This is a genomic window from Lederbergia lenta NBRC 16444 (assembly GCF_001591545.1).
Lineage (GTDB): Bacteria > Bacillota > Bacilli > Bacillales > Bacillaceae_C > Lederbergia > Lederbergia lenta.
Genome location: NZ_BCVC01000003.1, coordinates 252,248 through 276,872, shown reverse-complemented (window position 1 = coordinate 276,872; position 24,625 = coordinate 252,248). Strand labels below are relative to the sequence as shown.

Genomic DNA, 24,625 nt, shown 5'->3' with positions numbered 1-24,625 from the left:
TCTGTCGTTTATTATGTTATTGAATTGTTTGTAAATTGAAAAGGTCACAATGGTAAAAGAAAGGAGGATGTTTTTATGCCCTTTCGACATCAAAAAATATTACCTGCATTACGGAATTTTAAGCAATTCGAGCAACTATTGAATAGCCCTTTTGAATATATTATTTTACTGGAAGCTCATATCGGTAATTTAAAAAATATAATGCAAGAGGCAAATAAGTATCAAAAAAAGGTTTTAGTACATGCTGATTTAATTCAAGGCTTGAAGAATGATGATTATGCTGCTGACTTTATTTGTAATGATATTAGGCCAGCTGGGATTATTTCTACAAGATCAAATATGATGACCAAAGCAAAGTCGAAAAAGATTATTGCTATTCAAAGAACCTTTTTACTAGATACAATTGCTCTTGAAAAAAGCTATCAATTAATCGAAAGAACAAAACCTGATTTTATTGAAGTGTTACCTGGAGTAGTCCCCCACTTGATTAAAGAGGTTCATTCTCAAACGAATATTCCAGTAATTGGCGGCGGACTAATCCGAACTGTGGAAGAGGTAGAGGCTGCGTTAGAAGCTGGTGCTTGTGCGGCTACAACTTCTCACCGCGAGTTATGGGATTACTATAGTACGAAAAATCTGGAGGAGAAAAAATGACACAAAAATATATTCTAGCCCTTGATCAAGGCACAACAAGTTCACGAGCCATTCTATTCGATCAAGAAGGTAATATCTTTCATTCATCGCAACAGGAATTTACGCAATACTTTCCTCAATCTGGATGGGTAGAGCATAATGCTAATGAAATTTGGAGTTCGATATTGGCAGTGATTGCTGGTGTTTTGTCAGAGAAAAACATAGACCCCGAGCAAATTGCTGGTATTGGGATTACCAATCAAAGGGAAACGGCCGTTGTATGGGATAAAAAAACAGGGATGCCGATATATAATGCGATCGTATGGCAGTCACGGCAAACTGCCGACATCTGCGAGGAATTAAAAGCGAAAGGGTATAATGATTTATTCCGTGACAAAACAGGTTTGTTAATTGATCCATACTTTTCTGGGACAAAAGTGAAATGGATTCTCGACAATGTAGAGGGAGCTCGTGAAAGAGCAGAAAAAGGAGAATTATTATTCGGAACAATCGATACATGGTTAGTTTGGAAGCTTTCAGGTGGTCAAGCACATATCACTGATTATACAAATGCATCTAGGACGCTAATGTATAATATTTATGATTTAAAATGGGATAAAGAATTACTTAATATATTAGGAATTCCTGAATCGATGCTACCTGAAGTAAGACCTTCTTCTGAAGTATACGCACATACGGCAGATTATCATTTCTTCGGACACTCTGCGCCAATTGCAGGGATAGCGGGAGATCAACATGCAGCATTATTTGGACAAGCGTGTTTTGATAGTGGCATGGCAAAGAATACATATGGTACAGGTTGTTTTATGTTGATGAATACAGGAGAGAAAGCTGTTAAATCTGAAAATGGTTTATTAACGACAATTGCTTGGGGATTAGATGGAAAAGTAGAGTATGCACTAGAAGGAAGTATTTTTGTGGCAGGTTCAGCGATTCAGTGGTTACGAGATGGCCTCAGAATGTTTAAGGATTCGGCTGAGAGTGAAAGTTATGCGACTCGTGCCGAATCGACGGATGGTGTATATGTCGTTCCTGCGTTTGTTGGACTAGGGGCGCCGTATTGGGATAGTGATGTGAGAGGAGCTGTTTTTGGTCTCACAAGAGGGACATCTAAAGAGCAATTTATCAGAGCCACTCTAGAATCGCTTGCTTACCAAGCGAAAGATGTATTGGATGCAATGGAAGCAGACTCTGGTATTTCATTGAAAACGCTCCGTGTTGATGGTGGGGCTGTGAAAAATGATTTCCTTATGCAATTTCAGAGCGATATATTAGATGTGCCGGTAGAACGTCCTGTTATTAATGAAACAACGGCGCTAGGAGCGGCTTATCTGGCAGGTCTTGCGACAGGATTTTGGCAGGATCGTTCTGAAATAGCAAATCGCTGGGATCTAGATCAGTCATTCAGCCCTAATATGGAAGATGAACAACGGGAAAAACTTTATCAAGGATGGGAAAAAGCAGTAAAAGCAGCGATGGTATTTAAATAGATTAGTTGGGGCTGTCTCTGTACAATGGGGCAGCCTTTTAACAAGGCTTAAAAAGAGTGGTATTTAGATCAATTTTCTCAAAAACTAGGGAATCGAGGTAAAGAGCAAGCTTCCGGCTCCCGTGCGAGCGCCTTAGCAGACTTCCGCGTGTTTCCTTTATCTCGGGGATAAGGTTCCTCGACAAGCGCCACGTCCTGTAGCAACGTTGACGTTCTCACTTCCTGTGGGTGCAGTTTGTACGTCACTAAACAGGCGCTTCTGCTTTTCTATTTAGAAGGATTTTAATTTATCACAATTAATTCATAATATTGATAATGATTATCGATCATTATTGACACTCTAGGTCGCCATGTTATAATGAAAATAGTAGAAATGATAATCATTTTCAATTAAAAGATAAATATAGGTAAATAGAATTGTTGAGGGTAACTATGAAAACTCGATATATGATCATACTTCTTATTTTGGCATCTTTTCTTTCCTTATTCGTTGGGGTAAGCAGTATTTCGCCTCTCGATTTACTCGATTTTCAATCAGAAGAAACGAGGATTTTCCTAATTAGCCGTCTGCCTCGTTTGATCGCTATTATTCTAGCAGGAGCAGGCATGAGTATTGCTGGATTGATTATGCAGCAGCTAAGCCGTAATAAATTTGTTTCTCCAACTACTGCAGGTACATTAGATGCAACAAGGCTTGGGATACTCGTCTCTATGTTATTATTTGCGAATGCAACGATGCTGGAAAAAATGGCTGTTGCTTTTGCCTTTGCGTTAGCTGGTACATTCTTATTCATGCAAATTTTAGATCGGATCAAGTTTAAGGATGCTATTTTTATTCCACTTGTAGGGCTCATGTTCGGGAATATCTTGTCTTCCGTGACCACATTTTTTGCATATCGTGCGGATGTTATTCAAAACATGTCTGCTTGGCTGCAAGGGGATTTTTCTATGATTATGAAAGGTCGTTATGAACTTTTATATATTAGTATACCAGTAATAATAGTAGCCTATCTCTATGCAAACCGTTTTACCGTGGCGGGAATGGGAGAGGATTTTTCGAAAAATCTTGGGCTTGCATATAAACGCGTCGTTAATTTCGGTCTCATTCTAGTTGCACTTATCACAGCAACCGTCGTATTAACGGTTGGAATGATTCCGTTTCTAGGACTAATTATTCCAAACATTATTTCTATAGCTAAAGGTGATCACTTACAGAAAACTTTGCCGCATACAGCACTGCTTGGTGCTACGTTCCTTTTAGTATGCGATATATTGGGTCGCGTGATTATTTATCCATACGAAATTTCCATCAGTCTGATGGTTGGAGTAATCGGAAGCGGTATTTTCTTATATTTACTGTTTCGGAGGAAAGCATATGCGTAACTCGGTAAAGATCGGCATTCTGGCACTTATTGCGGCAGGATGTTGCGGTTTGTATTTATTTCATGGTTTAAACGGAAGTTTCGATTATGCACTGCCAAGAAGAGCGATAAAGGTTCTTGCAATGGTATTAACAGGACTAGCCATATCATATGCTACTGTCGTGTTTCAAACGATCACTCATAATCGAATCCTAACGCCAAGTATTATGGGCCTTGATTCGTTGTACTTACTCATTCAGACATTGGCGATCTTCTTTTTGGGATCAGATCATATTACGATTGTAAATAAACAAGTGAATTTCGTATTGTCTGTAGTGGCGATGATTATTTTCGCTTTGTTGCTTTATCAGTTTTTATTCAAAAAAGGGCAGCAACCGATATATTTCTTGCTTTTGGTCGGTATTATTGTGGGTACTTTTTTCCAAAGTATCTCGACATTTTTACAAGTTTTGATAGATCCAAATGAGTTTCAAATAGTCCAAGACCGAATGTTTGCGAGCTTTAACAATGTAAATGGCGACCTTGTCTGGTTGTCTCTTATACTTATATCTATCGTCATCGCTTTTGGCTGGCGAACCATTGCTTATTTAGATGTGTTGTCGTTGGGAAGAGAGACTGCAATCAACTTAGGTGTCTCTTATGATAGAATCGTCAAGCAAATGCTTGTTATTGCGTCCATTCTGATTGCTATTTCCACTGCTTTAGTCGGGCCAATTACATTTTTTGGTTTAATTGTAGCGAATTTATCTTATCAGTTTTTCCGAACGTACAAACATAATGTTTTAATCAGTGGAGCGGTTGGAATGAGTGTTATTGCTCTTGTAGGGGGCCAATGGATCGTGGAGCGTGTGTTCACTTTTTCTACGACACTTAGCGTTATCATCAACTTTGTTGGCGGAATATATTTCATTTATTTATTGCTGAAGGAGAGTCGATCCACATGATACAAGTACGCAGTTTGACTAAATTATATGGTAAAAAGCGGGTTGTTGAAGATGTAACGGTTGATATTCAGCGTGGGCAAATTACATCTTTTATTGGACCGAACGGTGCAGGAAAATCTACATTGCTTTCGATGGTAAGTCGTCTACTAGCAGCTGATACTGGTGAAGTGCTTGTTGATCAGACGGATGTACGAGGCATGAAATCAAATGAGTTTTCAAAAAAGGTATCGATTTTGAAGCAGTCCAACTATATGAATGTGCGTTTAACAATTCGTGAGCTAGTGGCGTTCGGGCGTTTTCCATATTCTAAAGGTCGCTTAACGGCGAAAGACGAAGTGATGGTTGATCAAGCAATTGAATATATGGCTTTAGATGACATGGAGGATGCTTATCTTGATGAGCTATCTGGAGGTCAGCGTCAGCGAGCATTTATTGCGATGGTAATTGCCCAAGATACAGACTATATTTTACTTGATGAGCCTTTGAATAATTTGGATATGAAACATTCAGTACAAATTATGAAAATTTTACGCAGACTTGTTGATGACTTAGGAAAAACAGTAGTAATTGTATTACATGACATTAACTTCGCATCGGTTTATTCTGATAGAATTGTGGCATTAAAAAACGGGAAAGTTGTAAAGGATGGTCCTACGGAGGAAATTATTCAGTCCGATTCCCTTAAAGAGATTTATGACATGGATATTCCGATCAAACAGTTGAGCAACTGTCGGATCTGTGTTTATTTTAACTCATAATATTAAAATCCTGCTCCCTTTGTTGGGAAGCAGGATTTTTTTTATTTATTATCGGTATTTATTAATTCCTCAATTGCTGCTCCATCAACAAATTCCGGTGTTTTAAGTCCCATTAGTTTATATAATGTAGGAGCGATATCTAACGTAGTTATCGGTTGTGATATATTTGCATGCGTTATCTCGTCACCTGCTACAAATAAAACAGGCCGCAATTCTTTACGATCCGGATTCCCGCCGTGGTTTCCTAATTCAGCCGCTACTTTTACTGTTTCATCATCATCTTGAGAGATATAATAACCTTGCTTGGCAATTAATAATACATCACCAGCTCGTTTATGCATTAGCATATTTTCATTTTTACTTCCTGCAGCGATTACTTCTTCAAAAGGCTTCTCTTTCGCCCCGAATATTACCCGAAGCATTCCTTGCAAAGTAGAAGAGGTATGAGAGAAGTCTGCTTCATCATTGCGGATTTTATCTGACCAATTATTATATAAATAATGAATAGTTTCCTTTTTAGATGTGTTTTTTCTTTCGACTTTTAGCTTTTTAAAAATATTTACTATTTCCTCTTGAACATCGTCATATTCTCCTTCTGAAACAATCCCATCTTTTTCACGGCCTGCCAAGTTAATATAAATATGACCTATTGAACCGCTTGCTAGTGTATATGCTTTCGATTTTTTGGTATCTATATTACCATTCTTATCTTTATATAATAGTCCAGCCTTTTCCAGTTCCTTATTTGGATCGATTGTTGTATGAACAGGCTCCATTCCATGATCAGAAACGAGAAATATTAGATCCTGATTATTCATTGATTGCAATGTTTCACTGAGAGATTGATCAGCCAATCGGTAGGCCCATTTAATATAATTCATGTATTGATGAGATTTTTCCTTTGAATATCCGGGTTGTCTAGGATCTACTAAAAGATATTTATGTTCCTCATGATCAATTTGAGGATAATAAAACATTAATAAATCGGGTTTGTACTTTTCTTTTATGTAAAGGGAGACATCTGTTGTCCATTTAGCAAATCGTTCACTAATTTCTTCATACTCTGTTCGTGTGATCCAATTTTCTGCTAACGCATGATCATCATCTTGGATCGGAAGAAAGCCAAATTTATCAAGAATGTCCTGTTTAAAACCTGCAGGCCCATCTATAGCGGCTGACGTTACAGCAGTTCTGTATAGCTTTGCTTTAGACAATGAAGGGTCTAGGTCCTTTAATTTAAAAGAAAATCCCATACTATGATTTTCTTTTAATGATATGGTTCCCCATTCATTTGCATGTACAGCTTTTGCCTGACTTCTATCCTTATTAGTAGAAATATAAAAAGTATCATAATCAACTTTGTTGTTATTAGTAGAATCAGTAGCTAATATATAAACCTTTTGTTCTTTCTTTTTTTCTAGTTTAATTTGAATAACTGATTCCTTCATAGGGCTATAGCTATTCGGAAGATTCGTCCAATTGGCTGCATCTTTAAAAGTAAGTGTTTCAAGAGAGCTTTCAGCCCAAGTTTCATCATAATAAACGGAATAGTCTGCTTTGCTTCCTTCTTTTGGGTTAGAACCAGGAAATAGAATTGTCGCAGTTTTTTTTCCTTGTTTTCGTGCTTCCGCCCATATGGGGGTTTCATCCAGAGGGGAAAAGAATGCGCTCTGTTTATCAGTGAGTTTACCTCCAGTTTGATGAAGATTATTACTTATCATGCCTGTTTTATCAGGTTTTGCACCTGTGGATATAGCAGCATGGGAAGCTGATGTTAGTGATGGGAAGATTGTTTTTATATCTTCAGCAAATAATCCACTATCTTTTACTTTTTTAAAATTTGGAAGTATTCCTTCGTCCATATATTGCTTAGTGAAGTCATGGCGCATCCCATCAAATGAAACGACTATATGTGTATTGCTATCATTGGATGCAGCAGAAAAAGTAAGCGGTGAAATAAGCTGGGCTATTAAGGTAATCATAGTAAAGGGGATGATGATTTTGTGTAAATTCATGGCTCTAGTCCTTTCTTTGTGTAGCTACAAGTCTATGATGGCGTAAAAATCTCTGGATGAGATGTTGTCTTATCGTGTTTCCGTTATCTCTTCAAGGTTCTTGAGATCCGCCTGTGACGCAACTAGGCTTTATAGAAGCTTGTCACTTTTCTACTTAGTTACCTTTGTTTTCCCTGCCATCTTGATTATAAAACTTGAAAAACCTGCTATTTAATAAGTGTGAGTGTATATAAAATAATGTATGCGTTAACATTTTAGGAGTTATGTTGACAAAGAATATGTCGTATATTAGCATTATTACAATCGCAATTTTCATAAAATTCAACGGAGCTTAGTTACGCTCAGGTCAGAGAGGAAGAACATAGTGAGCAGTCCCTTAATTTTTCAATCAGATTTTGGTCTTGGAGATGGTGCAGTAAGTGCAATGTATGGTGTTGCTAATGGTGTAGATACTTCGCTCAGAATTTTTGACTTAACCCATGAAATTCCGCCATACAATATTTGGGAAGCATCCTATCGATTACTGCAGACAATTTTATATTGGCCCGAAGGATCTGTGTTTGTTTCTGTTGTTGACCCTGGTGTTGGATCAGAACGTAGAAGTGTTGTAGCTAAAACGGCTTCTAACCATTATATCGTTACTCCGGATAACGGCACGCTGACACATATTCATAAGGAAATAGGAATTACAGAGATCCGTACGATTGATGAAAAACTTAATCGGTTACCTAATTCAGGTGCATCACACACTTTCCATGGACGGGATATCTATGCGTTTACTGCTGCAAGGTTGGCATCAAACACGATTACATTTGAAACAGTAGGACCTGAGAATGATTTAGGCTCAATCGTTCAGTTGCCTTTTCTTTCGGCAAGTCTTGAAGATGGAACACTATCAGGAATGATTGATGTTCTTGATGTTAGATATGGAAATCTCTGGACGAATATTAGCCGTTCCTTATTGCTTGAACTTGGTGTTGAATATGGAGGATATGTAAAAGTAGCGATTGACCATGATGCGACTCGAATATATGAAAAGAAAATGATTTATGGCAAGTCCTTTGCTGATAATAAAGTTGGAGAAGCGCTTATATATATTAATTCACTTGATAATGTCGCAGTTGCAATTAATCAAGCATCTTTTGCTGAGAAGTATCAAATAGCTACTGGGATCGATTGGAAAATACGTATCACTAAAGGATAAGTATTCATTAAAATCAGCCCTTAAGGAAGCGAAAAATCCCAATCTTATGGTAAACTTGATAGTAACGAGGTAGTCCTCAAAAATTACATATAATCAAGGAGAATGACATGGAAAAAATACTTATTTTCGGACATAAAAACCCAGATACAGATACCATTTGTTCAGCGCTTGTATATGCTGATGTGAAATCAAGGCTTGGCTTGAATGTGGAATCAGTTCGCTTAGGTGAAGTGAACGGTGAGACACAATTTGCGTTGGATTATTTTCAAGTAAATGCTCCTCGACAAGTGGAGACAGTAGCAAATGAAACGAATCAAGTTATTCTAGTAGACCACAACGAAAGACAACAGAGCGTAGCAGATATTGATCAAGTGCAAGTAATAGAAGTAATTGATCACCATCGCATTGCGAATTTCGAAACGAGTGATCCACTCTATTTCCGTGCAGAGCCAGTCGGATGTACTGCTACAATTTTGAATAAAATTTATAAAGAAAACAATCTAGAAATAGATAAAAAGATGGCTGGGCTTATGCTATCTGCGATTATTTCAGATTCATTGCTATTTAAGTCTCCGACATGTACAGAACAAGATATTGCTGCCGCAAAAGAATTAGCGGAAATCGCTGGTGTGGACGCTGATAGCTATGGTCTTGATATGTTAAAAGCTGGAGCAGATATAAGTGAGAAAACAGTAGAACAATTACTTTCCCTAGATGCAAAAGAGTTCAACATGGGTAGTGCAAAAGTTGAAATTGCACAAGTTAATGCTGTTGGTGTTGATGATGTATTAGCACGGAAGGCAGAGATTGAAGCTGCGCTTGCTAATGTAGTTGCTGAAAAGGAGCTAGACTTATTCCTTTTTGTCGTGACAGATATTCTAACGAATGATTCCACTGCAATAGCTGTTGGACAAGCTGCTGAAACGGTAGAGCAAGCATTCAATGTGACACTTGATAATAATAAAGCATTATTAAAAGGCATCGTTTCAAGGAAGAAACAAATCGTCCCACCACTAACTGAAGCATTAAGTAAATAAAGAAAAGGACAGCATAATGCTGTCCTCTTTCTGATCGTAAAACTGCAATGCTATTTGAGGATATGAAAAGGAGTTTGTTAATTTTGAAAGTAGCATATTTAGGACCAAAAGGAACATTTTCTGAAGAAGCAGCATTAAAATACTTTTCAGATGAGGAAATTACGACGATAGATCATGGAACAATCCTCGATGTACTTGAAGCAGTTGCTGAAGAACGAGTGGATAAAGGAATCGTACCAATTGAGAATGCGATTGAAGGTACAATTACAATGACAACAGATGGTTTAACAAACTATGAAGTGTGGGTGGAAGGGGAAGCGATATTGCCTGTTACACTTCATTTATTAACGGTAGAAGATGCCAATTTGGAAAATATTAAAGAAGTTTGGTCGATCCCGCCAGCTTTGGCCCAATGTCGAACATATACGAGAGAGCTAAAAGCTGAGACGAAACATTATAGTAGTACGGCGCAAGCTGCTGAATCTTTGAAAAATGAAGATAGGCTTGATGCAGGGGCAATCGCTTCGGAGCTGGCAGCAAAAACATTTGGTTTAAAAATAGCTAAGAGTAATATACAAGACTTTGAAGGTAATTCCACTCGGTTTCTTATTTTATCAAAAAAGGAAGCCGCAAAAGGGGTAGCAGAGAAAACGATGCTACTTGTAACACCGACGGAAGATCGTCCTGGACTACTTGCAGTAATCTTAAACGTATTTTCTTCATTAGGTGTCAACCTGACTTGGATTGAATCAAGACCAACGAAAGTTAAATTGGGAACATATCGTTTCTTTCTGGAAGCGGGAGAAGGAGTACATGAGAAAAATTTGCAGAAAGCAATAACAATCTTGGAAACTTACGGGTATGATGTTCGCGTTTTAGGAAGCTATAACGCGAAGCATTTATAAGGAATTATATAATGATGAGGTGCCAAAATGAAAATTGAAATTTGGTCAGATTTTGTTTGTCCGTTTTGCTATATTGGTAAACGCCGTTTAGAAGAAGCACTTACACAGTTCGAAAATCGTGATGAAGTGAAACTTGAGTTTAAGAGCTTTGAATTAGACCCGAACTCTCCGAAAGATAGCAAGCAAAGCATGCAAGAAGTGCTCGCATCTAAGTACGGTATGTCGATTGAAAAAGCAAAAGAGATGAATGCTGGAATCGGTGAACAGGCAGCGAGTGTTGGATTGACGTTCAACTTTGATAATATGAAACCAACGAATACTTTTGATGCACATCGGCTTGCACATTTTGCCAAGAAACTAGGGAAAGATGCACAATTGACTGAAAAGCTACTATATGCGTATTTTACAGAATCAAAAAACGTTGCAGACAAAGATGTATTAGCTGATATTGCTGAAACAGTTGGGGTTACTCGCGAAGAAGCATTAACTGTTTTAAATGACGAACAAGCTTATGCGGATGATGTTCGCTTTGATCAAAAAACTGCCCAGCAAATTGGTGTGCGTGGTGTGCCGTTTTTTGTTATTAACCAAAAATATGCTATTTCTGGTGCACAAACTCCAGAAACATTTCTTGGGGCCATTCAAAAGGCATGGACAGAAGCGAATACTGCTCCAGTCCTAGAGGATGTATCGGGAAGTAATGCGGAAGATACAAGTTGCACAGATGATGGTTGCGCTGTTCCTGACGATAAATAAGGTGAAAGTAAACAGATGCTCATGATACAAGGGTGTCTGTTTTTTTTTTTTTTTTGCTTTTTTCATGGAAAAGGTAGCCTTTAGGTCGGATACCATTACCTACACTGCTAAAATGTCACACCTTGAGACTTTGGCTTGAAATAAATAGATGCCTTTTTGTATTTACAGGCGGTCAGTATCCAATTACTGTCTATCATGCGTCGGATACTGGCGATTGCGGCAAACTTACAAGCCGTCGTAAACAACTTACTATCTGTTGTAACCTAAATACAGGCGATCACTATTTTGGGACTCTTTTTCAGTATAACTATGATGCTAGATAATTACTTGAAATAGAAAAAACTGTCGTGTTTTTCACGACAGTTCAAGATATCTTGGTGTTATTTAACTTTTGTAAAGATGTTTTTCACTTTGTCCACAGCCAACCCTGATCCACCGCCTTCTTCAACACCTTCTACCATTAAAGCAATTAATAAATCTGGATTATCTTTCTTATAGGCTACAAACCAACCATTTTCTTTTCCTTTTTCACCTTGTTTTTCTTTAAACTCTGCTGTACCAGTTTTCCCGGCAAGCTGGTAATCTGGTATTCTTGCACCGCGAGCAGTCCCGTTTGGATCCTCAACTACTTTGATAAGTGCTTGGTGAATATTGTTCGCTTCCTCTTCACTGACAACATTTTTCTTCCAAACCTGTCCAGTGTCTTCATCTATTTGCAAAATGGGTTTAATCATATTTCCTTTGTTCATAAATGGAGTATACGCGCTCGCTAAATGTAATGGACTCATTTCTATTTGTCCTTGTCCATAGCTGGAATCGGCTAAAGCAATGTCTGAGTCAATATCACCGATTTGCGAAACTTCCATTGGATAGAGAAAATCGAGTTCTTCATCGAAACCGAAGTTTTTTAAACCGGAAATGAACTTATCTTTGCCAAGCTCAATTGCTGTCTGTGCAAAATAAATATTATCAGAGTATATTAAAGCTTTTTCCAAATCGATTGGTACCCCTGGATTAGATACTCTTTTTACTTTGTATCCACCCCATGATGCATCTTTCTGCCATGTTAAATCCTTAATATCCAATGCCTTCTTCCAATCGATCGCACCTTCATTTAATTCAATTGCTGCTGTTATTGGTTTAATAACAGAACCAGGAGCAGAGCTTTTATTAAAACGAATGGTTAAAGGTTTATTAGGATCATCTTGCAGAGCTGCCCATTCTTCATTTGTTGCTCCGAGAGAAAGTACATTTGGATTAAAACTAGGGCTACTGACCAAGGCAAGTGTTTCTCCAGTCATTGGGTTAATCGCTGTGGCTGTGCCTGGTTTGCCCGCCATTTCTTCATATATTGTTGTTTGTAATGTACTATCGATCGTTAACTGAACATTTTCTCCGTCCTTAACTGGCTTTTCAGCAAGGATGACTTCTGATCCGTCTTCTTTGTTGATGACAATTTTAACGCCTTGTTCACCTTTTAATTTTTCTTCTAGTACTTTCTCTAAACCTCTTTTGCCAATCATATCTGTACTGCTATACCCTTTTCCTTTGTTTTTTTCCAGTTCATCTGCTGTAATAGGGCCGATGTTACCAGTTAAATGTGCTGCGGCTTCACCTAACGGATAAACCCTTGCTTCCACTTTCATACCTTGGACAGCTTGAATGCTTAGCACCTGGTCTAAAAGCTCGGTGTCATCGCTTGCCACTTTTTTGATTGGTACGAAATGTCCGGGTTGCACCCAAGATGCTCCTAATGCGCTTTTAATTTGTTCGATACTTACGTCAAGTGTCTTAGAAACATTCTTTATAATTTCCTCTTCCTGACCTTCCATATCTTGAGGAACTATACCAATCTCGAGTGCTTGACCAGTTTCTGCAAGTCCGATGCCATTCTTATCGATAATAGCTCCGCGTTGAGCAGAAATAGTAGGAAGAGAAATTTTATCCCCATTTTCAAGTTCGGGGAAAATAAAAGTTGTATCCCAGTTTACAAACCAGTTGTTTGTTTCATCATGTTCCTCTTTCACTAAAGTTGCTTCGTGATCAAAGGCAATTTCTCCAGCTAAGCTTTCCATTTTTACTGAAAAAGGAAAGGGGATTTGCTCTTCCTTTGTATCGCTTGCTTCTTCTGGTTTATTGAATTTTACAGATAAATTTTCAATCTCTAAATCTTCATATATTTTACTGTAACGATTAGTAAATTCCTCTTTCGAAATCTCTTCTTTCGATTCAGTGGATAAGTAATCATACATCTTATTAAACTTATGATCGTTCCAAAGCTTTACATATTCCGCAAATCGATCCTCTGGTTGCGGCTCCTTACTTTTACATCCGGCTATCGTAAAAACCACGATGAATAGTAATAAAATAGTTATGTGTTTTTTCATTATGTACCTCCCCTTGTATAGCCATTATAACATTTATTGGGTGTGAACAAAATATAATCATAGTTGTTATCACACAATTTTGATAATAATATATGCTTTTTGTTATATGTTAAAACTGGTAATATTGATGCAGGATTTGTATATAAGACAGATGTGTTTTCTTTTGGTAAAGTAAAGATCGCGGTAAAAATGCTAACCAATCAATTGTTTATCTAAATGCTATCATCTCAGGTTGCAAACATCCAAAAGAGGCTATTACATCCTATCAACATATGCAAAATAGAAAGGGGTAGCGGTGTTAGGACAGTTTCGTTTTAATAGAATGTAGTAAACAATGTTGACCGACTTTTGTTTTCCTATAAACTACCAATCGAAGTGACACTAGCTTTTGGATTGATCGTAATTATATATAGTGCCATACTTAGGTTTGGTAAGAGTGCTTGGCAAGTTTGGAGCAACATTTAAATATACCGAGACGAATTTAAACGATGGCGATAGCATTATATACTGCCATGGACTAGGCGTGGCTATGTTTTACGGTCTTATTATCAGTGAGCATTTATTGATAGTAAGGCGAATCCAGAGAGGAGGTATATAGGGTGAAAAAATATTTTATTATTCGCATTCTTATTTTGCTATTTTATGTAGCGTGTATATGGTACGGAATGAAGGTAAGAACGAACGTTGGTTATATCATTTTAATTGTTGGCGTAATTTTAGGTTTAGTTCTTAATTATATAAATTATCGTGTGAATTTCAAAGGGAAATTTGATCAACCGAAAAATAAAGAAAATTGAACCATATAAGAAACTCCCAGTCCAATAGGCAGGGAGTTATTTTGGTAACCGGATTAATTTCATCGTAGATTGTACTAATACCTCAGCGAATACGAGACCCATTGCAATGGCACCTGAGACGATGAAAGCTTTTGTAGCAAGCGGAATAGCTCCGGAATAATCATTGCTCACTACGTGACGCATGGCGTCGTAAGCTGATCCACCGGGAACGAGGGGGATTATTCCTGCAACGATAAAAATAATTATCGGCATCTTGTAGCGCTTTGCCATTACGTGGCCAATGAGCGCTACAGCAAAAGCCCCTGAGAAAGCGGCAATAGCAACGTCATAACTCACATTTAACATGGACCAGTACACCATCCATCCGATCATACCAACAAGTCCACATTGAATTAATGACTTTTTAGGTGCATTGAAAATAATACCAAATCCTGCAGTTGCAATAAAACTTAGCAAGGCGTGAATAAGTATTTTATCCATCTTAATCTCCTCTCAATCAAAGCCATAATAAAAATACAACCGCCACTCCTGCACCAATTGCGAAGGCAGTTAAAAATGCCTCAGCGCCTTTAGAGAGACCTGAAACAAAATGGCCGGCCATCAGATCGCGAATGGCATTAGTAATTAATAATCCGGGGACTAACGGCATAACAGAGGCTAGGATAATTAAATCGAGTTCATGACCCCAGCCGCTTCGGACGATTAGTAGTGTACTTAACCCAACGACGAAAGCCGCGGAAAATTCCGCGAATAGTTTAACCTTCGTAAAGTAATGTGTCAATACTAAAATAAATAAGCCAGTGCCACCTGCGAAAAAGGCTGGTAGAAAATCCGACCAGCCAGCATCAAACATGATAGAAAAACTTCCGCTTGCGAACGCCGCTGCAGCGATTTGCAACCAGATAGGAAAAGCCAGCCGAGCCTTGTCTAATTCTTGAAGCTTTAACAGAGCTTCCTCTGCGTTTAGCTGCTTGCTTGATATCATGCGTGAAATCCGATTTACTTCCGCTATTTTCTCTAAATCGGTACCTCGTTCATTAATTCGTGCAAGATGGGTAGGGCTTAAACCGTCCAAGGAAAAAATAATCCCAGTCGGTGTGACAAAGCTTTGACTTTCAAGAATACCAAAAGCATCTGCCATTCTCTTCATCGTATCTTCCACTCGATACGTTTCCGCACCGCATTGCATCATAATCCGCCCTGCGAGTAGACAAGCTTTAACAATTGTCTGTTCACAATATGTAATATCATTCAATATAAATCAGCCTCCACTATGATGAACCTCATGTAGTGACAACGAGAATGTTGGTATTCGAAGTAAAAGTAATATGTATGGTTTTGCGATCTCATTATTTACTTTGTACTAATTCCTTTGGTTTTTGTTGAGCTCGCTTTCCTTGCAAAACTTCGTGTTACTGTATCTTTCAACTAATCGTCTATATCCTACTTGTCTTCTACATGTTGGGCTAAAATAGATGTGTTCATTCGTTTTTTTCTTATATTCAGAGGATTGTAGCGTTGGAGTACTTTTTGCCGTTCTGCAAAAATAATCTCCACATTTCTCCTATAAGGTGAAATATAGTTTATCAAGATCTATCATACTAGTATCGACAATCCCTACATCCGTACTGAAACCTCTATAGAAATGCTATACATTATTATAGAGCATTTTTCACCTGCATGTTAAACAAAGTTTTCCCTCTATACAAGTTACGAAGGTCCTTTCTCATAATAAGATGCAGACAGGATAGAGAATGGATCGTACAATAGAATGACAAAATACCAAAGGGGAGATGAACGGCATGATTGTAGTAGATCAAGTTTCTAAACAATTTAAGGACAAAAAGCAATATGTCAAAGCTGTTGATCATATATCATTAAATATCCAAAAGGGGCATGTTGTCGGATTAATTGGAGAAAATGGTGCCGGTAAAACGACATTGCTACGTATGCTTAGTACGTTGATAGAGCCGGATGAAGGAACGATAAAGCTTGAAGGACGTAATATTTTTGAGAATAAAGTTCAAGTAAGGTCTCGGTTAGGGGTCCTATTTGGATCGGAAACCGGATTGTATAATAGATTGACCGCACGGGAGAATCTAGAGTACTTTGGAAGTCTTTACAGTATGTCAGCACTTGATATAAAAAATCAGATTGACATGCTGGCAAAGCGGTTTGGGATGGGAAAGTATCTTGATAGAAAAGTAGAAGGTTTTTCTAAAGGAATGAAGCAAAAAGTGGCGATTGCTCGCACACTCATCCATGATCCAGATATCGTTTTATTCGATGAGCCAACGACTGGACTGGATATCACTTCATCGAACATTTTTCGAGAATTTATTAATCAATATAAGAATGAAGGTAAAACGATTGTCTTTTCCACGCATATTATGGAGGAAATTGCCCAGCTTTGTGAAAATATCATTATGATGCACAAGGGGGAAATCGTTTACGAAGGTGCTTTAGAAGAACTGTACGAGCAGGAAAACAGTCGCGATCTTAATTATTTATTCACGTCTAAAGTTGCGGGGGAAGGTTTATATGTTTAAAACAATTTTTCTGAAAGAAATGAAAGATGTGCTTAGAGATAAACGAAGTATTACTTTGCTAGTGCTTTTTCCTGTCTTAATGATGGCGGGACTTACATTATTCTATGATAAAATTCTTACAACGAGTAATGAGAATGAGTTTAAGGTCGCTGTTGAGGAGGGAACTGGTGCAGAGTTGTTCGAGGAGCTTGGCAAGTATATGCCAACAATGAGTATTGAAACATTTACTGATGTTCAAAAGGCGGTAGAAGAAAAGGAAGTCCAAGTTGGATTGGTCCTCGATTCTGAATGGGAAAATAAGTTTGAGTCACAGGAAACAGTCCCTGTTGAGATTTTATTTGATCCGGGCAGTCAGGAATCTTCTAATGCTTCAACAGTTGTGATGGGTGCCTTTACACAGTGGCAACAGGAAATGGTTCAAACTCGATTGGCTGGTCATCATATTGACAGCGACATTTTGGAAGTTTTTCAAATCAAAACAAAAACAACAAAGGATGAGGACAATGCGATCGCGTCATATATGCTAGCTATATTGCTTCCAATGTTGATTCCTATCGCGATTGCCAATGGGTCATATCCGTCCGCAACAGAGCTGTTTGCGGGGGAAAAGGAAAAGAAAACAATTGAAGCTTTGCTCATCACACCAGTGAAACCAATAAAAATTCTGTTAGCGAAATGGCTAACTATATCTCTGTTAGGTATGTTTACGGGAATATTATGTATCGGAGTGCTTAGCCTACTCATGAACTTTACAACTGAATTGAAGAAAGGATTAGCAGTGATACCGAATCCAACAACATTTGTAGCGATGAGCATTGTGTTAATAGTGCTGTTTGCGATTTTTATCGCAGAAGTAGAAATGATCCTCAGTATGTTAGCGAATTCTGTGAAAGAAGCTGGTTATTATATTACACCAGTCATCAGTATCATTGTCCTTCCAATGATGTTCATGTTCTTCGCAGGTGAAGCCTTAAATGTGTCACTCTATGCTATTCCAATTATGAATTTATTTTTATTCGTTCGTGATGCTTTCGGTGGGCAATTAACAGCAGGAGCATTTGCAGTGGCAGCCGGTAGTTATGCATTGCTAATCGTCGTTTTATTTCCGGTGGCGACAAAACTTTTTGGCAATCACAGATTAATGCTTGGAAAATAATAGTTGACATTACAGAACATTTCTAATATTATCATAAACAACTAATTTAAAACTCACGCAATGATGAAGAGTAGTAACCTGTATGTCACTGAAGAGAGCCGGTGGTTGGTGCAAACCGGTGTATTCATACAGATGAATGGACTTCTGAGCTTCCAAACCGAACCTTGATTATAAGAGGCGTAGGCTTTGGCGAAAATCCCGTCGTTACAAGGGAGCATACATTGTGCAATTGCATAATGCAATGAATGAGCGCTGTTTTACAGCTGAAAAAAGGTGGCACCACGGTCCCTCGTCCTTTGGATTGAGGGGCCTTTTTGCGTAGAAAAGCGGAAGCGCCTGTTTAGTGACGTACAAACTGGAGGGATTCTGCCGAGATAAAGGAAACACGAAGAGCAAAGCGATTCGATGTTAACTTATCGTAGAAAGAATACCGAAGTTTGCTAGTCACTGGGCGCTGGAGCTAGACAACAAGAAAAGCGGAAGCGCCTGTTTAGTGAAATGAAGGTATAATGCTTAAGTGCGCTACGTGAGCAAACTTAAATAATTTTAAAGTATAGAGCAAGGAGAGTATGTGCAAGAGTTTCGGTACAGAGAGCCGGTGGTGGTGTGAATCCGGTACGAAAACTTGCACAGAATGGGCTTGCGAGCGATTTCCTGAATATTAGTAGGGAAGTACGGTTTTCCGCCGTTATATGGATAGGGCATCGGAATTTATTCCCGTGCCTGAAGGAGCCCAATATGAGGTGGCACCGCGGTTATTGATCGCCCTCAGATAAACACGTTTATTATGTGTTTATCTGAGGGCTTTTTTGTTTAAAAAAAGAAAGGGGAATGAAAAATGCAAACTAAAAATGTGAATTATAAGCTAAGAAAATTAAATGGTGATGTGTTAACACCGATTACCTTGTTTTTACGACTGGAAGGGGTAAAGAAGTTTTTATTGGAGAGTTCAATGAAACATAACGAACAAGGTCGCTATTCATTTATCGGAGTTAATCCATTGACGGAGATTGTCGGTGTGGGTGATCAAACAAAAGTAATTAATTCAGATGGACTAGTGTTGAAAGAGGAGTCAGGACTACCCCTCAATATATTGCGGACAGCATTGCCTGAATTAACTTTAGATCTTCCGTTTCCATTTTACGGAGGAGCAGTTGGATATGTAGGTTATGATGCGATCCGGCAATATAAAGAGATTGGTGTGGAGCTTGAAGATGAAATTGATATGCCAGATGTTCATTTTATGATCTATCAAGATGTCGTTGTATTTGATCATTTAGCGCAATCTATTTATTTATTAGCTATTGATTTGGAAGGAAATCGCTCTGAGGAAGAACTGGATGAGCGACTGGAGGAATTACAAAAGCAGATTTCCCGTAAAGAAACAGATGAATCACTTATTGATTGTTCCATTGACTTTCAACCGCAAATGCAAAAAGAAGAGTTCGTCCGCAGAATTGAGATGGCGCAGGAATATGTAAAAAATGGAGAGATTCTGCAAGTGGTATTATCACAAAGAATGATCGGAAAGGTAGAGACTGACCCATTCCACTTTTACCGTGTATTAAGAAATTCTAATCCATCACCGTATATGTTTTATTTAGATTTTGATGAGTACGTTGTTTTAGGTGCATCACCGGAAAGTTTTATTAAAACGAACGGACGTCAAGCCTCTACAAATCCGATCGCAGGAACTAGAAGGCGTGGAGAAACATCTGAAGAGGATCAGAGATTAGCTGCTGAACTTATGGCAGATGAAAAGGAATTATCTGAGCACAGGATGCTCGTCGATTTAAGCCGTGAAGATATGTCAGAGATTTGTTCTCCAGAAAGTATTGATGTAAAAAAATATATGAAATTAGAATATTATCGTCATGTCATGCATATCGTTTCTGAAGTGGAAGGAATGCTTGCTGATGGGAGAACAGGAATAGATGCACTTGTAGCATGTCTTCCGGCAGGAACAGTTTCAGGAGCGCCAAAAACGCGAGCGATGCAAATCATTAATGAGCTAGAAGAAGCGAAACGCGGTGTTTATGCAGGGGCAATCGGATATGTTAATGCAAATGGAGACATTGATTTTGCCCTTGCTATTCGTTCACTCGTTATCAAAGAACAAAAAGCATATTTACAGGCTGGAGCTGGTATTGTAGTTGACTCCGTGCCAGAACGAGAATATATGGAAACGATCAATAAAGCGAGGGCGTTATTGAGCCCGAAAATTAAGTGAGAAAGAAATTACTATAACATTTTCTATCTGATAAAAAATGTATAAAAGCGTTGACATTGGAAAATCACGGTGCTAAGATATGAACATTCAAATAATTAAAACTTCAAGAAAGGGAGGCTGAAAAACATGAAAAAATTAATTGTTCGTCTATATCAATTGAATATGGAATCAGCCTGTCTGTCTTAAGTTAATTTATATTACTTAACAGATAAAGACACGGGCTGATTCAGTTCCATGTCTTTTTTATGTGAAGCATAGATGCGCACATTTCTTAGGCGCATCTATGCTTTTTTTATGTTTATTTTGAAGATTTCAGTGTGAATATGCTGTTTCTTAATAGATAGAAAGGTTGAGGGAAAAGACAGATTTAAATTTTGAAAAGGGAGGAAGACGAAATGACTAGAAAGAGCGTTCGACGACTAATGATCACAGTGGAGCTAGAAAATGGGTAGCTGCCATCACAGCGATGGTAAGGGGGAGGATAACAGATGTTTAGTGTTTTAGGAAAGTTAGGATGGTTCTTTAAAAAGCATTGGAAGAGATATGCAAGTGCGTTGGTGTTGCTTGGAGTTGCAAATATATTTGAAGTTATCCCGCCGTTTTTACTTGGTGCAGGCATAGATCATATTCATCTTGGTACGATGACAAAAAGTACACTACTTCTCTATATCGGAATATTGGTTGGAATTTCTGTATTCAACTATGCGGTAACCTACGTATGGCAGTACCAGCTTTTCGGTGGAGCATTTATTGTAGAAAAGTTAATTCGTTCACGATTAATGAATCATTTGTTGAAAATGACTCCAACTTTTTTTGAGAAAAACCGTACAGGGGATTTGATGGCGAGGGGGACAAATGATTTAAGGGCCATTTCGACAACTGCGGGGTTTGGTATTTTAACATTATTTGATTCGACGATGTATATGCTGACGATATTATTGACAATGGGATTTCTCGTGTCATGGAAATTAACACTTGCAGCTATATTACCATTACCGATCTTGGCATTAATTATAAAAATTCTTGGAGCGAAAATTCATACGCGCTTTATGACAGCTCAGGATGCTTTTGGTGATATGAATGATAGTGTTCTGGAAGCAGTTGCCGGTGTGCGTGTAATAAGGGCGTATGTTCAAGAAAAAGAAAGCGAATCCGATTTTCGAAAAATGACAGAGGATGTGTATCAAAAAAATATTGCTGTTGCAAAAATTGATGCCTTTTTTAATCCGATAACCAAAGTAATAACTGGTATCAGTTACGTAATTGGATTGTCATATGGGACATATCTTGTCTTTCATCAAGAAATATCACTTGGCCATCTTGTTTCCTTCAATGTTTATCTAGGCATGCTTATTTGGCCGATGTTTGCGATCGGTGAATTAATCAATGTGATGCAACGAGGTAATGCTTCATTGGATCGAGTGCAGACAATATTGAATTACGAAGAAGATGTAAAAGATCCGGAAGTTCCCAAACAGATTGAGCAACCCGAGAAGATTGCATTCTCACAAACTGTATTTCGCTATCCATCTTCACATACAGATAATTTAAAAGACGTTTCGTTGGAGATAGGGCGAGGAGCAACAATTGGTGTTGTCGGAAAAACGGGAAGTGGTAAGACGACCTTTATCAAACAGTTTTTACGAGAATACCCGTTAGGTCAAGGCGATATTATGATCTCTGATATTAGTATTGCAGATCAGTCGAAGGATCAGTTGCGGAGTTGGGTCGGTTATGTCCCACAGGACCATGTGCTATTTTCCAGAAGTGTGCGAGAAAATATATTGTTTGGAGATGAAAAAGCGACAGAGGCAGATTTGAAGAAAGCGATCCACCTAGCTTATTTTGAAAAGGATTTAGCGATGTTACCAGAAGGTTTGGAAACGCTCGTTGGTGAAAAAGGAGTAGCACTCTCAGGAGGACAAAAACAACGGATATCCATTGCTCGAGCATTGATAAAGAATCCAGAATTACTCATTTTAGACGATTCATTATCTGCTGTTGATGCTAAAACAGAATCGCGGATCATTAGAAATATACGGAAGGAAAGACAGGAGAAAACGACGATTATTACCACACATCGTTTATCGGCCATTGAGCATGCCGATTGGATTATTGTTTTTGATGATGGGAAAGTGATCGAAGAAGGAACACACGAACAATTAATAGCATCAAAGGGTTGGTATAAAGAGCAATATGATAGACAGCAAGTAGAGAGCTTGCTTGAAGGGGAGGTGCAAGCATAATGGTCGGTAAACGATTATTCCGATATGCCCTATATTTCAAAGGACTCATTATTGCTGCCCTTGCAATGTTGACGATTTCTGTTTGTGCAGATGTGCTGGAACCAATTATAGCGAAAACACTAATTGATGAACATATTTTAGGGATAGAGGATCACTGGTTGCAAACAGATCAAAGTGAATCATCTGTTAAATATAAAGGGAATTCTTATGTGCGTGAACGTTATCTAGATAAGGCCAAGGTAAATGAGCATGCAAGTGTAGCAACGATTTTACAAGAGGGTAGAAGCTTTTATTTTATCCATTCTGAAATACCTCTTGAAGGCAGTCGTGAAGTGAGGGATGGAAAGCTTGTCATCTCGGGGACTGATAGGCAGACTATGGTTGAAGCCAATAAATTATCGGTCAATGAAGTGTTGAGTTTTTATCAACCAGAGCTTCCAGCAATGATTAAGCTACTCATCATGTATGCGGGTTTATTCATTATCTCGGCAATTTTTCAATATGGACAATATTTTTATTTACAGAAAGCGGCAAACCGGATTATTCAAAAGATGCGGACAGATATCTTTGCGCATGTACAACGACTTCCAATTCGCTATTTTGATGATTTACCCGCTGGAAAAGTAGTGGCAAGAATAACAAACGATACAGAAGCAATTAGAGAATTATATGTGGCTGTATTGTCTACCTTTTTCACCGGTTTGATTTATATTACAGGTATATATATTGCCATGTTTTTTCTAGACGTAAGATTGGCATTCATTTGTTTAGCCCTCATGCCGATTATGTATGCATGGATGATCTTTTATCGAAAATACGCATCAAAATATAATCATGTCATTCGCTCTAAAGTGAGTGAATTGAATGCAATGATAAATGAGTCCATTCAAGGGATGCCGATTATTCAAGCATTTCGTCGAGAGAAACAGATGAGCAAAGAATTTGAAGAATTAAATGAAACTCATTTTCAATATCAAAATAAGTTGCTTATACTGAATTCCTTGTCTTCTCATAACTTTGTAGGTATTTTACGAAATCTTGTATTTGTTGGTTTCATTTGGTATTTCGGAAGTGGGGCAATGGGTATACAGTCGGTAGTAACGATAGGTGTCTTATATGCCTATGTCGATTACATTAACCGTTTATTTAATCCAGTTGGAAATATTGTCAATCAATTTGCTAATTTAGAGCAGGCACTAGTAGCAGGTGAGCGCGTTTTTCGCTTGCTTGATGAAAAGGGAGAAAACGTAAGTACTGAAAAAATGGGACGTTATAAAGGAAATGTCACTTTTGACCATGTTTATTTTGGTTATAAGGAAGGGGAATATGTTTTAAAAGATATTCATTTCGAAGCAAAGCAAGGCGATACAGTTGCGCTTGTCGGCCATACTGGCTCTGGAAAAAGTTCAATCATGAATGTGTTGTTTAGGTTTTATGATTGTAATGAGGGAGAGATCCGGATTGACGGCAAAAATATTCAAGACATTCCAAAGCAAACGCTTCGTGACCATATGGGCATCGTTTTGCAAGATCCATATTTGTTTACCGGAACGATTGCGACGAATGTTAGTTTGAATGATCCGAGAATTACACGAGATAAGGTAAATGCTGCTTTAAAAGCTGTTGGAGCGGATCACGTATTGAAAAATTTAGAAGATGGATTTGATGAGCGTGTCGTTGAAAAAGGCAGCACCCTGTCTTCTGGACAACGACAACTCATTTCTTTTGCTCGAGCACTCGCGTTTGATCCAGCTATTTTAATCTTAGATGAAGCGACATCTAGTATTGATACAGAGACGGAAACAATTATTCAAGAAGCGATGGATGTCCTTAAAAAAGGCAGAACCACTTTTATCATCGCCCATCGTCTTTCAACCATTAAAAACGCGGACCAAATACTCGTACTCGACCGGGGAGAAATTGCCGAACGCGGAAACCACGAAGAACTAATGAAACAAAAAGGAAAATACTATCAAATGTACCAACTACAAATAGGACAAAAAGCAATGTGAAATAGAAAAGCGTAAGCGCCCGTTTAGCGACGTACAAACTGCGCTCGCAGGATGTGAGTGCGTCGACGTTGCCACAGGAAGTGGCGGATTTAGTCGAGGAACCT

Annotated in this window: 19 protein-coding genes and 2 other annotated features; of the genes, 15 read left to right on the top strand and 4 right to left on the bottom strand. The window is 38.2% G+C overall.

Translation table 11 applies throughout. The features are described 5' to 3' along the window. Positions 1-75 precede the first annotated feature (75 nt). From BLE01S_RS13460 to BLE01S_RS13440, 5 genes are all read left to right on the top strand, one after another. Complete coding sequence (locus tag BLE01S_RS13460; RefSeq protein ID WP_066143012.1) at positions 76-654, top strand: glycerol-3-phosphate responsive antiterminator; 579 nt, start codon at positions 76-78, stop codon at positions 652-654. Next, positions 651-2,144 (top strand): glycerol kinase GlpK, encoded by a 1,494-nt coding sequence (glpK, locus tag BLE01S_RS13455; RefSeq protein WP_066143009.1) that lies wholly within the window; start codon positions 651-653, stop codon positions 2,142-2,144. The genes BLE01S_RS13460 and glpK overlap by 4 nt, the downstream gene beginning before the upstream one ends. A 431-nt stretch (positions 2,145-2,575) precedes the next feature. Next, positions 2,576-3,526 carry an ABC transporter permease gene (locus tag BLE01S_RS13450; protein WP_066143006.1) on the top strand — a complete coding sequence of 317 codons (951 nt, stop codon included), beginning with the start codon at positions 2,576-2,578 and terminating at the stop codon, positions 3,524-3,526. Continuing rightward, entirely contained in the window at positions 3,519-4,469 is a 951-nt protein-coding gene (locus BLE01S_RS13445) for an iron chelate uptake ABC transporter family permease subunit (protein WP_066143003.1), read from the top strand. The genes BLE01S_RS13450 and BLE01S_RS13445 overlap by 8 nt, the downstream gene beginning before the upstream one ends. Continuing rightward, a complete protein-coding gene (locus BLE01S_RS13440) occupies positions 4,466-5,227 on the top strand; it encodes an iron ABC transporter ATP-binding protein (RefSeq protein ID WP_066142998.1) in 762 nt (253 codons plus the stop codon). The genes BLE01S_RS13445 and BLE01S_RS13440 overlap by 4 nt, the downstream gene beginning before the upstream one ends. A 41-nt stretch (positions 5,228-5,268) precedes the next feature. Here the strand turns inward: BLE01S_RS13440 and BLE01S_RS13435 are convergent, their stop codons facing one another. Then, the gene (locus tag BLE01S_RS13435) at positions 5,269-7,242 is read right to left on the bottom strand and encodes an alkaline phosphatase family protein (RefSeq protein ID WP_066142995.1); all 1,974 of its coding nucleotides are present in this window, start codon (positions 7,240-7,242) and stop codon (positions 5,269-5,271) included. Positions 7,243-7,603: 361 nt separating this feature from the next. On the opposite strand from BLE01S_RS13435, the gene BLE01S_RS13430 reads away from it, so the two are divergent. From BLE01S_RS13430 to BLE01S_RS13415, 4 genes are all read left to right on the top strand, one after another. Next, positions 7,604-8,446, top strand: a complete 843-nt coding sequence (locus tag BLE01S_RS13430) for an SAM hydrolase/SAM-dependent halogenase family protein (protein WP_411825145.1) — start codon at positions 7,604-7,606, stop codon at positions 8,444-8,446. 107 nt (positions 8,447-8,553) lie between these two features. Next, entirely contained in the window at positions 8,554-9,483 is a 930-nt protein-coding gene (locus BLE01S_RS13425) for a manganese-dependent inorganic pyrophosphatase (protein WP_066142988.1), read from the top strand. An 83-nt stretch (positions 9,484-9,566) separates the two neighbouring features. After that, positions 9,567-10,388, top strand: a complete 822-nt coding sequence (pheA, locus tag BLE01S_RS13420) for a prephenate dehydratase (RefSeq protein WP_066142985.1) — start codon at positions 9,567-9,569, stop codon at positions 10,386-10,388. A gap of 27 nt (positions 10,389-10,415) precedes the next feature. Beyond that, positions 10,416-11,144: a DsbA family oxidoreductase gene (locus BLE01S_RS13415; protein ID WP_066142982.1), complete on the top strand. Its 729-nt coding sequence runs from the start codon at positions 10,416-10,418 to the stop codon at positions 11,142-11,144. Positions 11,145-11,524: 380 nt separating this feature from the next. Here the strand turns inward: BLE01S_RS13415 and BLE01S_RS13410 are convergent, their stop codons facing one another. Beyond that, complete coding sequence (locus tag BLE01S_RS13410) at positions 11,525-13,531, bottom strand: penicillin-binding transpeptidase domain-containing protein (RefSeq protein ID WP_066142979.1); 2,007 nt, start codon at positions 13,529-13,531, stop codon at positions 11,525-11,527. 599 nt (positions 13,532-14,130) lie between these two features. Here BLE01S_RS13410 and BLE01S_RS13405 point away from each other — a divergent pair. Further along, the gene (locus tag BLE01S_RS13405; RefSeq protein WP_066142976.1) at positions 14,131-14,328 is read left to right on the top strand and encodes a hypothetical protein; all 198 of its coding nucleotides are present in this window, start codon (positions 14,131-14,133) and stop codon (positions 14,326-14,328) included. Positions 14,329-14,364: 36 nt separating this feature from the next. Here BLE01S_RS13405 and BLE01S_RS13400 read toward each other — a convergent pair whose 3' ends face one another. Then, on the bottom strand, positions 14,365-14,808 hold the full coding sequence (locus tag BLE01S_RS13400; protein ID WP_066142973.1) for a threonine/serine exporter family protein: 444 nt from the start codon (positions 14,806-14,808) through the stop codon (positions 14,365-14,367). 16 nt (positions 14,809-14,824) lie between these two features. Continuing rightward, on the bottom strand, positions 14,825-15,586 hold the full coding sequence (locus tag BLE01S_RS13395) for a threonine/serine exporter family protein (protein WP_111703374.1): 762 nt from the start codon (positions 15,584-15,586) through the stop codon (positions 14,825-14,827). 544 nt (positions 15,587-16,130) lie between these two features. Between BLE01S_RS13395 and BLE01S_RS13390 the strand changes: the two genes are divergently transcribed. The 5 genes from BLE01S_RS13390 to BLE01S_RS13370 all read left to right on the top strand — a co-directional run bounded on the left by BLE01S_RS13390 (position 16,131) and on the right by BLE01S_RS13370 (position 24,521). Next, a complete protein-coding gene (locus BLE01S_RS13390) occupies positions 16,131-16,877 on the top strand; it encodes an ATP-binding cassette domain-containing protein (RefSeq protein WP_066142967.1) in 747 nt (248 codons plus the stop codon). Then, positions 16,870-18,033: an ABC transporter permease gene (locus BLE01S_RS13385; protein WP_066142964.1), complete on the top strand. Its 1,164-nt coding sequence runs from the start codon at positions 16,870-16,872 to the stop codon at positions 18,031-18,033. The genes BLE01S_RS13390 and BLE01S_RS13385 overlap by 8 nt, the downstream gene beginning before the upstream one ends. A 51-nt stretch (positions 18,034-18,084) precedes the next feature. Then, positions 18,085-18,333: a binding site (T-box leader), on the top strand. Positions 18,334-18,578: 245 nt separating this feature from the next. Next, positions 18,579-18,806: a binding site (T-box leader), on the top strand. A gap of 65 nt (positions 18,807-18,871) precedes the next feature. Continuing rightward, positions 18,872-20,263, top strand: coding sequence for an anthranilate synthase component I (trpE, locus tag BLE01S_RS13380; protein WP_231955878.1), 1,392 nt, complete (start codon positions 18,872-18,874; stop codon positions 20,261-20,263). A 488-nt stretch (positions 20,264-20,751) separates the two neighbouring features. Further along, positions 20,752-22,509: an ABC transporter ATP-binding protein gene (locus BLE01S_RS13375; RefSeq protein WP_066142961.1), complete on the top strand. Its 1,758-nt coding sequence runs from the start codon at positions 20,752-20,754 to the stop codon at positions 22,507-22,509. After that, positions 22,509-24,521, top strand: coding sequence for an ABC transporter ATP-binding protein (locus BLE01S_RS13370; RefSeq protein ID WP_066142958.1), 2,013 nt, complete (start codon positions 22,509-22,511; stop codon positions 24,519-24,521). The genes BLE01S_RS13375 and BLE01S_RS13370 overlap by 1 nt, the downstream gene beginning before the upstream one ends. Positions 24,522-24,625 lie beyond the last annotated feature (104 nt).

Bases quoted from the DNA above. Each gene is read 5' to 3' on its own strand.
- glpK (WP_066143009.1), top strand. From the start codon at position 651: ATGACACAAAAATATATTCTAGCCCTTGATCAAGGCACAACAAGTTCA.
- BLE01S_RS13390 (WP_066142967.1), top strand. From the start codon at position 16,131: ATGATTGTAGTAGATCAAGTTTCTAAACAATTTAAGGACAAAAAGCAA.
- trpE (WP_231955878.1), top strand. From the start codon at position 18,872: ATGCAAACTAAAAATGTGAATTATAAGCTAAGAAAATTAAATGGTGAT.
- BLE01S_RS13400 (WP_066142973.1), bottom strand. From the start codon at position 14,808: ATGGATAAAATACTTATTCACGCCTTGCTAAGTTTTATTGCAACTGCA.
- BLE01S_RS13450 (WP_066143006.1), top strand. From the start codon at position 2,576: ATGAAAACTCGATATATGATCATACTTCTTATTTTGGCATCTTTTCTT.
- BLE01S_RS13410 (WP_066142979.1), bottom strand. From the start codon at position 13,531: ATGAAAAAACACATAACTATTTTATTACTATTCATCGTGGTTTTTACG.
- BLE01S_RS13435 (WP_066142995.1), bottom strand. From the start codon at position 7,242: ATGAATTTACACAAAATCATCATCCCCTTTACTATGATTACCTTAATA.
- BLE01S_RS13425 (WP_066142988.1), top strand. From the start codon at position 8,554: ATGGAAAAAATACTTATTTTCGGACATAAAAACCCAGATACAGATACC.
- BLE01S_RS13415 (WP_066142982.1), top strand. From the start codon at position 10,416: ATGAAAATTGAAATTTGGTCAGATTTTGTTTGTCCGTTTTGCTATATT.
- BLE01S_RS13440 (WP_066142998.1), top strand. From the start codon at position 4,466: ATGATACAAGTACGCAGTTTGACTAAATTATATGGTAAAAAGCGGGTT.
- BLE01S_RS13375 (WP_066142961.1), top strand. From the start codon at position 20,752: ATGTTTAGTGTTTTAGGAAAGTTAGGATGGTTCTTTAAAAAGCATTGG.
- BLE01S_RS13385 (WP_066142964.1), top strand. From the start codon at position 16,870: ATGTTTAAAACAATTTTTCTGAAAGAAATGAAAGATGTGCTTAGAGAT.
- BLE01S_RS13460 (WP_066143012.1), top strand. From the start codon at position 76: ATGCCCTTTCGACATCAAAAAATATTACCTGCATTACGGAATTTTAAG.
- BLE01S_RS13445 (WP_066143003.1), top strand. From the start codon at position 3,519: ATGCGTAACTCGGTAAAGATCGGCATTCTGGCACTTATTGCGGCAGGA.
- BLE01S_RS13370 (WP_066142958.1), top strand. From the start codon at position 22,509: ATGGTCGGTAAACGATTATTCCGATATGCCCTATATTTCAAAGGACTC.